Source organism: Streptomonospora sediminis (assembly GCF_054778995.1).
Genome location: NZ_BAAGYZ010000023.1, coordinates 21,134 through 27,801, shown reverse-complemented (window position 1 = coordinate 27,801; position 6,668 = coordinate 21,134). Strand labels below are relative to the sequence as shown.

Genomic DNA, 6,668 nt, shown 5'->3' with positions numbered 1-6,668 from the left:
GGCCGTGTCCTGTTTGCCGCCGGGGTTGACATCTCACGCCCGGCACTAACTTCCCGGCATTGCCGACCGCATCCGGCCGAGAGCGGACTTCCAGGTGGCCAGGCCCGCGGACTCCCTGCCACGGAGGCCATCCGGCTTGCTGACTGAGGTAGGTATTCGATGACAGACGGCTTCTTCCAGCCCGTCCCCGCCGACACCCCTGCGCCGGAGTTGGATATCTCCGTGCCGCACTCAGCCCGGATCTGGAACTACTGGATGGGCGGCAAGGACAATTTCCCGATCGACCGCGAAGTGGGCGACCAGGTGTACGCGTCCTTCCCGGAGATCGCGGACCTGGCCCGCACCAGCCGGGAGTTCCTGATGCGCGTCGTAACCTACCTGGCCGGCGAGGCGGGCATCCGCCAGTTCCTCGACATCGGCACCGGAATGCCCACCACCAACAACACCCACGAGGTCGCCCAGTCCGTCGCTCCGGAGAGCCGGGTGGTCTACGTGGACAACGACCCGCTGGTGCTGGTCCACGCGCGCGCCCTGCTCGTCGGGTCCCCCGAGGGTGTCACCGACTACATCGACGCCGACCTGCGCGAACCGGACGCGATTCTGGAACGGGCCGCCGACGTGTTGGACTTCGACCGGCCCGTCGCGCTGATGCTGCTGGGGATCCTCGGCCACATGCCCGACGACGAGGTGCAGCCGATCGTGCGGCGGCTCATGGACGCGCTGCCCTCCGGCAGCTACCTGGCGATGTATGACGGCACCAATACCAGCGAGGCGTACAACGAGGCCATGGAGCACGGAAACCAGCAGGGCGGGCTCCCGTACCTGCTCCGCAGCCCCGAGGCGATCGAAAGCCGCTTCGACGGCTTGGAACTGGTGGAACCGGGCGTGGTCCCGTGCCCGCTGTGGCGCCCTGAATCCATCGAGGTCGGTACGCGGCGCGGCATGGACCAGTACGGCGGCGTGGCGCGCAAGCCCTGACCCTGGCCGCCCGGGCGCCGGCGCCGCCGATGGGGGCGGTCGGCCGGTATCGGCGCGCGCCCACGACAGAACCTGTGGGACGGCGGCGGATCGGCCGGCGGCGATGGTGTCCCGGTCACGTCCGCAGTGCGTCGATCGCGGTGTCGATCGCGGCCAGAGCCGCCGTCCTGTCGAGGCCGGCCCGGGAAACCAGTGAGAGGCCCTGGACGATATAGAGCAGGAGCCGGGCCTGCGACTCCGGGGTTGCGGTGTCGGTGACCTCGCCAGTGGCCTGGGCGCGGCGGAGGGCGTCGGTGACGATGTCGGTGAAGCGCCGGTAGGAGCGGGTGACGATCTCCGTCGCCTCGCTGTCGTGGGGGACGAGTTCGGCGGTGGTGTTGCCGACCAGGCAACCGTGCGGGGTGCCCATGTCGGAGATCAGCTCGTCCAGGCGGGCCGGGTGGGTCAGGATCTCGCGCAGGGCAGGTAGGAGGGGATCGGTGTCCAGGGCGGCGATCAGGCGCCGCTCGTACACCTCCCAGTAGAGCCTGACGGCGTCGAGGTAGAAGCGGCGCTTGTCCCCGAACGCTCCGTAGAGGCTGCCGCGTTCGACATCCAGCGCGTCCACCAGGTTCTGGATCGATATCGCCCCATAGCCCCGGGCCCAGAACAGCTCCAGCGCACGCGTCAGCGTCTGGTCCTTGTCGAACTCGCGGGGGCGTCCGGTGCGTGCCACGCGTTGGAGGCTACTACTTCTTGACAGTGCGTTCAAGAAGTCGTAGCTTTTGGCTCGTTACTTTTTGAACGATTGCACAGAAGTCGGTCGTTCGCTGATACGCCCGCGAAGGCGGTCGCGGCAGTGGGCCCGCACCCGGGCGGTATGGGCCTGGCCACCGCGCTCAAGCGCGGGTCCGACCCAGCCGCGTCGGCTGGGTCGGCCGCAGTGATCGCATTCCGCGCCGGTGGCCCAGCAGGTCAGGTGACCGGGGCGGGGCCGAACAAAGGAAGGGAAGACCATGGGACGCCTTGCAGGGAAACACGCACTGATCACAGGAGGGACGAGCGGCATCGGCTTCGAGACCGCCCGCGAGTTCCTCGCCGAGGGAGCCTCGGTGGCGATCACCGGCCGATCCAGGGAAAAGCTGGACGCGGCAGCCCGCGAGCTGGAGGGACCGCTGCTGACCCTCGCCAGTGACGCCGGCGACGTGCCGGCTCAGGCGGAGCTCGCGGCGCGGTTGAGTGCGGAATGGCCGAAGCTCGACATCCTGATGAGCAACGCCGCCGACACCACTCATCTCCCCATCGGGGAATGGACGGAGGAAGCGTTCGACAGGCTCGTCGCCACGAACCTCAAAGCGCCGTTCTTCCTGGTCAAGTCGCTCCTGCCGCTTTTCTCGCAGCAGTCTTCGGTCATCCTGGTCGGCTCGGTGTCCGCTTTCATCGGACACGACAACGCGACGGTCTACGGCGCGTCCAAGTCGGGTCTGCTGTCCTACACCCGCGGGCTGACCCACGAACTGAAGGACCGGGGCGTGCGTGTCAACGGGCTGAGCCCGGGCCCCACGGTCACCGGAGCTTTCGATTCCCTCGGACCTGAGCGCCGAGCCGCCGTCTACGAGGAACTCCGCCGGACCGTGCCCCTCCACCGCCTGGGGACCGCCGCCGAGTTGGCGAAGTCGGCCGTCTATCTCGCCTCTGATGAGTCCGCCTACACCGCCGGAACCGTGCTGCGCGTCGACGGCGGTATCGGGGAGCTCGCCTAACGGTTGCTGGTGCAAGCCCAGTACCGCTGGGCTGATGGCAAGCCTTCCCCGAGACCGCAACGGCACTACGCCGCGGACCCCGCCCCGGCCTCAGAGCCCGCGCTGCAGGAACCAGCCTCCGTCACGGCGGGTGGTGACGTGCCCGCCGAGCGCGCGCACACGCTCGGACATCGCGCGGACCCCGGTACCCCCGGTGGGGGCCAGGGTCCGGCCGAACACGTCGTGCAGGTCGCGTGAGATACGCAGGCGCTCGTTCGCGAGCGCCAGTGCGGCACGGGTCTCGTGTGCCGCTTGGAGCTCGCGCAACACCCGCAGCATCCACGCGCTCGACCAGCAGGCCCACAGGACGCAGCTAAGTGCAGGGCGGTGGAGAGAGGAGGAACGTGAACGTCTTGAGCAGCGCGTGGATGACGACCGCGGTCTCGATGCCGCCGGTGGCCAGGTGATGACGGCCAGGCTGACAGCGAGCGTGAAGTACCAGACGTTGATCCAGGGATCACCCGCGCCGTGGATGCTCGTGAACAACAGGCTGGAGGCGAGGATGCCGACGACCAGCGCGATGCGCGGACCGCGGTTCCAGCTCCCGGCGACCCGCAGGACGAGTCCGCGCAGACCGTACTCCTCACCGGCCGACTGCAGCGGGGTCAGCAGGATGGTCAAGGCGAAGAACGCGATCAGGTCGGTGGTCGACCAGAAGGTCTGCTCGGCAGGCATCGATACGGTCAGGACAATCGTGGGCACCAGCCAGATGGGGCCGATGACCAGGAGCGCCCTACCGAACACCTCGAGGCGGAAGCGCGACAGCACCGAATGCAGCGAGACGCCCCGCACCCCGTAGAGCCACCGTTGGATGAGCATGCTCCACGGGATGAGCAGGGCAAGCGCGAACATGGCCAGGCCGTCGTACAGCGGCGTGTAGTCGGTGCCGCCCGCGGCCGGGTTGGTCCTGCCCATCCGGGCGTCGATGAGCGCCCCTTTCGGGCTTACTTGGTTCTCCCCCCGAGAAGCCCCTGCTGCGACGGCGGGGTGGACGGGTGCTTCGCGGAAGCGAACTGTCCTGTGGCGATCAGGACCACGACGAGCGCGAGCGGCACGATCCACCCGCTCCAGCCGAGGATCGTCGCTTGCGTGGTGTCGACGTGCTCTCCCGCTGCGGCGAAAAGGAGGTAGGTCCCGCCCGCTCCGTTGAATGCGGCATGTGCCAGGGCTGCGGGCCACACGGATCCCGATCGGAGCCTCAGCCAGCTGAAGACCGCGCCGACCAGAACGCACATGCAGACCATCGCGGTCAAGCCGAGCCAGCCCGGTGCATCGGGGTAGTTGTATCCGAGGAGGATGAGCGGGGCGTGCCAAAGGCCCCAGATCACGCCGGAGACCAGGAGGGCTGGGAGTGTACCGAGCGGTAGCAGTTTCGGGAGCAGCCACCCTCGCCACCCGAGTTCCTCGCCCAGCGCCGGGATGAGGTTGATGAACGTCGCCAAGGGGAGCATCGCGATCTGGAGGGCGATGAGCGCGCCGATTGGTATCGGGATTTCGGCCGCTCCTGCGGTCCCCGCTTGCTCGTCGAGGGCCTGCCGGAACGCGGAGAAGTTCGTGAAGTCGGCCGGATAGACCCCCAGCAGCGCGCCGATCGGGAGCGCCACCAGGACCAGCGCGATGGACACGAAGATTCCCAGCGCCGAGTAGACGAGGAGTCTGCGAACCGGTCTCAGCGGCCGCAGCCCGAGCGTCCACGCTTTCTGCTGCGGACGCTCCACGAAGAACACGACGACGAGGGCGGCGATCGCGGGGGCCATCATCGTGGCGGTTGCCACGGGGGCGAACCAGGGGCTGGCGAGTCCGTCACCGAACCAGAGAGGGAGCGCGAAGAGCCAGGCGAGCGCGAACGCCAGGACGGTGAATACGCCGATGGGTCGCAGATCTCGGCTGCTCATGCGGGGTCCGCCACGGGGTGTGGTCGCCTTCGACCCGCCCGGAGGTTCATTGGTCACGACATCTGCCCTTCGAGGATGTGCAGACCGGCGATGGTGCGGTCGTCGCGGAACGCGATCCGCGCCGTGTAGTCGCCTGCCTCAAACGAGAGTGGCGTGTTCGTGATGGTCACGTCGCCGGCCCGGGTGGCCTCCGGCTCTCCAAGCCCCTCGAAGGCTCCTGACAGGCCCACGATCTGTGCCCACGCGGCCGCGAGCGCGTCCTCCGACAGGGCATCGCGCATGGTCGGATCCAACTGCTCGGTGACACGCGTCCATTGTCCGGAAGCGAGGTCCTCGATCGTCGAGGCGGCCAGTTCGGCAACGCCGGAGAGCGGCGCGGTGTTCATGGGTTCTCCTGTTCTGGGATCGATCGGCTTGCCGTAGCGCTGAAACGCCGCTTGCCTGCTCACGCCGAGCGCGTCACCGATGACCTGCCACGTAGCGCCGTCCTGGCGCGCCTGCTGCACGACAGCACGCACGACGTCATCCGCGGCCGCCTGCATGCTCGCGGCACGCCCTATCGAGTCGGCCCAGTCGTCGTCCTTCGTCAGGACACGTGCCGCGAGGAACGCCTCCATGCGCGCTTTCAAGACCCGCAGTGCATCTGTCAATCGTTCTTGCATTTGTAAAGACTATCTTTACACCCGGGTTGTGGGCCAGGAGGGTGCGCGACAACGATGTCCGAAGCTGCCCAACCGGGTGTGGGTTGCCGCCTTTACCGCCGGGGCGTCATGCCGTAGCCGAGGCGGCTTGGCGCCCCGGCTGCCGAGGATGGCGATACCAATACGCTGGGTAACTTTGGTGTGCTTCTGGTACGGACCGGTCGCATCGACGATGCTGAGCACCGGTGGTGCCGGGCCGCCGAGGACGGCCACACCAACGCGGTGGCCAACCTGGAGGCTGCTGGCACAGGCAGACTGCGGGCGCCGGAGGTCGGCGCCCGCCGCCCGTGCCGTCGAGCAATTGCGCGGCGGGGTCGTCGAAGTGGACCGCGACGGCGTGGTGGCGTGGCGCGTGCTCCCGCTGCGTCCCAAGGACGGCAGGCTCCTCGGCTTCACCGCCCGTCTGGCGCAACTCCCCGGATGCACCCCAGAGGAAGACGCAACACTCACCCGGCTGACAACAGACGTCTGAACAAGGTACGCAGCAGCGAGGCACGCAAGGCTGGTCGCGGAAATGCCAGTCGGGGAGGACTTCCGGTCCCGGCCTGCCGACTACTTCGCCATGCTGTCCGAACTTGGGTTCCTCACCGAGGACGAGGAGAAGACTCACGGCGACCTCCCCGAGGAGATCATCGAGCCGGCCCGCCAGGTGTTCGGGCCACTCACCGGCTCGGTGCCCGCTGCCAAACGGCAGGCGATGTGGACCGGTTCTCTCAGGCCGGACACGGTGCCGTGCTCGCCCAGAGTCAGGCCGGCGGCGTCGGCCTGAACATCCAGGCGGTGCCCGTGGTCGTCATCTGCGAGCCACAGCTCAAGCCGACCATGGAGTGGCAGGCCATCGCCCGCGCCCACCGGATGGGTCAACTCGAGTCCGTACAGGCGCGCCACCTCCTCTCGGACGAGGGAGTGGACCAGCGGATCATCGGGATCCGCGGGCACAAGCGCGAGCTGTTCGAGGACTTCGCCCGGATCAGCGAGGCCGCCGAGAGCGCACCCGAGGCCTACGATGTCTCCGAGGCCGACCTGGCCCGCGAAGTGGTCGCCGCGATGAGCGGGTGGCGCGCCGGGAGCCGACCGGTAGATTATGGATGCTTCGCCCGGCCGCTGCACGCTCGCGATCTGTACTAGCCCTTGCACCTGTCCATCGTGATCAACAACATTGCGAACGTCCGCTCTAAGGTCAGATGTCTGGTCAGCTTCGCCATTCTCGTCGAGACCGAGCCGGGTTTGTTCTCTCTACGCCCGCCCATGGCCCACGAACGGCCCCGTGACCAGCCTTCTTAACCCAATCTCAACAATGAAGGGACATCAAT

General features: G+C 67.9%; 8 protein-coding genes. 4 read left to right on the top strand and 4 right to left on the bottom strand.

Annotation, left to right across the window (positions count from 1 at the left end; all coding sequences use genetic code 11):
- The first annotated feature begins 159 nt into the window (after positions 1 to 159).
- Positions 160 to 978 carry an SAM-dependent methyltransferase gene (locus tag ACYVD5_RS06875; RefSeq protein WP_461000073.1) on the top strand — a complete coding sequence of 273 codons (819 nt, stop codon included), beginning with the start codon at positions 160 to 162 and terminating at the stop codon, positions 976 to 978.
- A gap of 115 nt (positions 979 to 1,093) precedes the next feature.
- Here ACYVD5_RS06875 and ACYVD5_RS06870 read toward each other — a convergent pair whose 3' ends face one another.
- Complete coding sequence (locus ACYVD5_RS06870; RefSeq protein WP_461000072.1) at positions 1,094 to 1,693, bottom strand: TetR/AcrR family transcriptional regulator; 600 nt, start codon at positions 1,691 to 1,693, stop codon at positions 1,094 to 1,096.
- 280 nt (positions 1,694 to 1,973) lie between these two features.
- Between ACYVD5_RS06870 and ACYVD5_RS06865 the strand changes: the two genes are divergently transcribed.
- Positions 1,974 to 2,720, top strand: coding sequence for an SDR family oxidoreductase (locus ACYVD5_RS06865; protein WP_461000071.1), 747 nt, complete (start codon positions 1,974 to 1,976; stop codon positions 2,718 to 2,720).
- Between the two features lie 90 nt (positions 2,721 to 2,810).
- Here ACYVD5_RS06865 and ACYVD5_RS06860 read toward each other — a convergent pair whose 3' ends face one another.
- The 3 genes from ACYVD5_RS06860 to ACYVD5_RS06850 are packed head-to-tail and all read right to left on the bottom strand — an operon-like array spanning position 2,811 to position 5,271.
- A complete protein-coding gene (locus ACYVD5_RS06860) occupies positions 2,811 to 3,674 on the bottom strand; it encodes a CPBP family glutamic-type intramembrane protease (RefSeq protein ID WP_461000070.1) in 864 nt (287 codons plus the stop codon).
- Positions 3,675 to 3,703: 29 nt separating this feature from the next.
- Complete coding sequence (locus ACYVD5_RS06855) at positions 3,704 to 4,654, bottom strand: lysostaphin resistance A-like protein (RefSeq protein ID WP_461000069.1); 951 nt, start codon at positions 4,652 to 4,654, stop codon at positions 3,704 to 3,706.
- Between the two features lie 53 nt (positions 4,655 to 4,707).
- Complete coding sequence (locus ACYVD5_RS06850; RefSeq protein ID WP_461000076.1) at positions 4,708 to 5,271, bottom strand: DUF3887 domain-containing protein; 564 nt, start codon at positions 5,269 to 5,271, stop codon at positions 4,708 to 4,710.
- Positions 5,272 to 5,869: 598 nt separating this feature from the next.
- Here ACYVD5_RS06850 and ACYVD5_RS06845 point away from each other — a divergent pair.
- Both ACYVD5_RS06845 and ACYVD5_RS06840 read left to right on the top strand, forming a co-directional pair.
- Positions 5,870 to 6,124, top strand: a complete 255-nt coding sequence (locus tag ACYVD5_RS06845) for a hypothetical protein (protein WP_461000068.1) — start codon at positions 5,870 to 5,872, stop codon at positions 6,122 to 6,124.
- Complete coding sequence (locus tag ACYVD5_RS06840) at positions 6,088 to 6,483, top strand: C-terminal helicase domain-containing protein (protein ID WP_461000067.1); 396 nt, start codon at positions 6,088 to 6,090, stop codon at positions 6,481 to 6,483. The genes ACYVD5_RS06845 and ACYVD5_RS06840 overlap by 37 nt, the downstream gene beginning before the upstream one ends.
- Positions 6,484 to 6,668 lie beyond the last annotated feature (185 nt).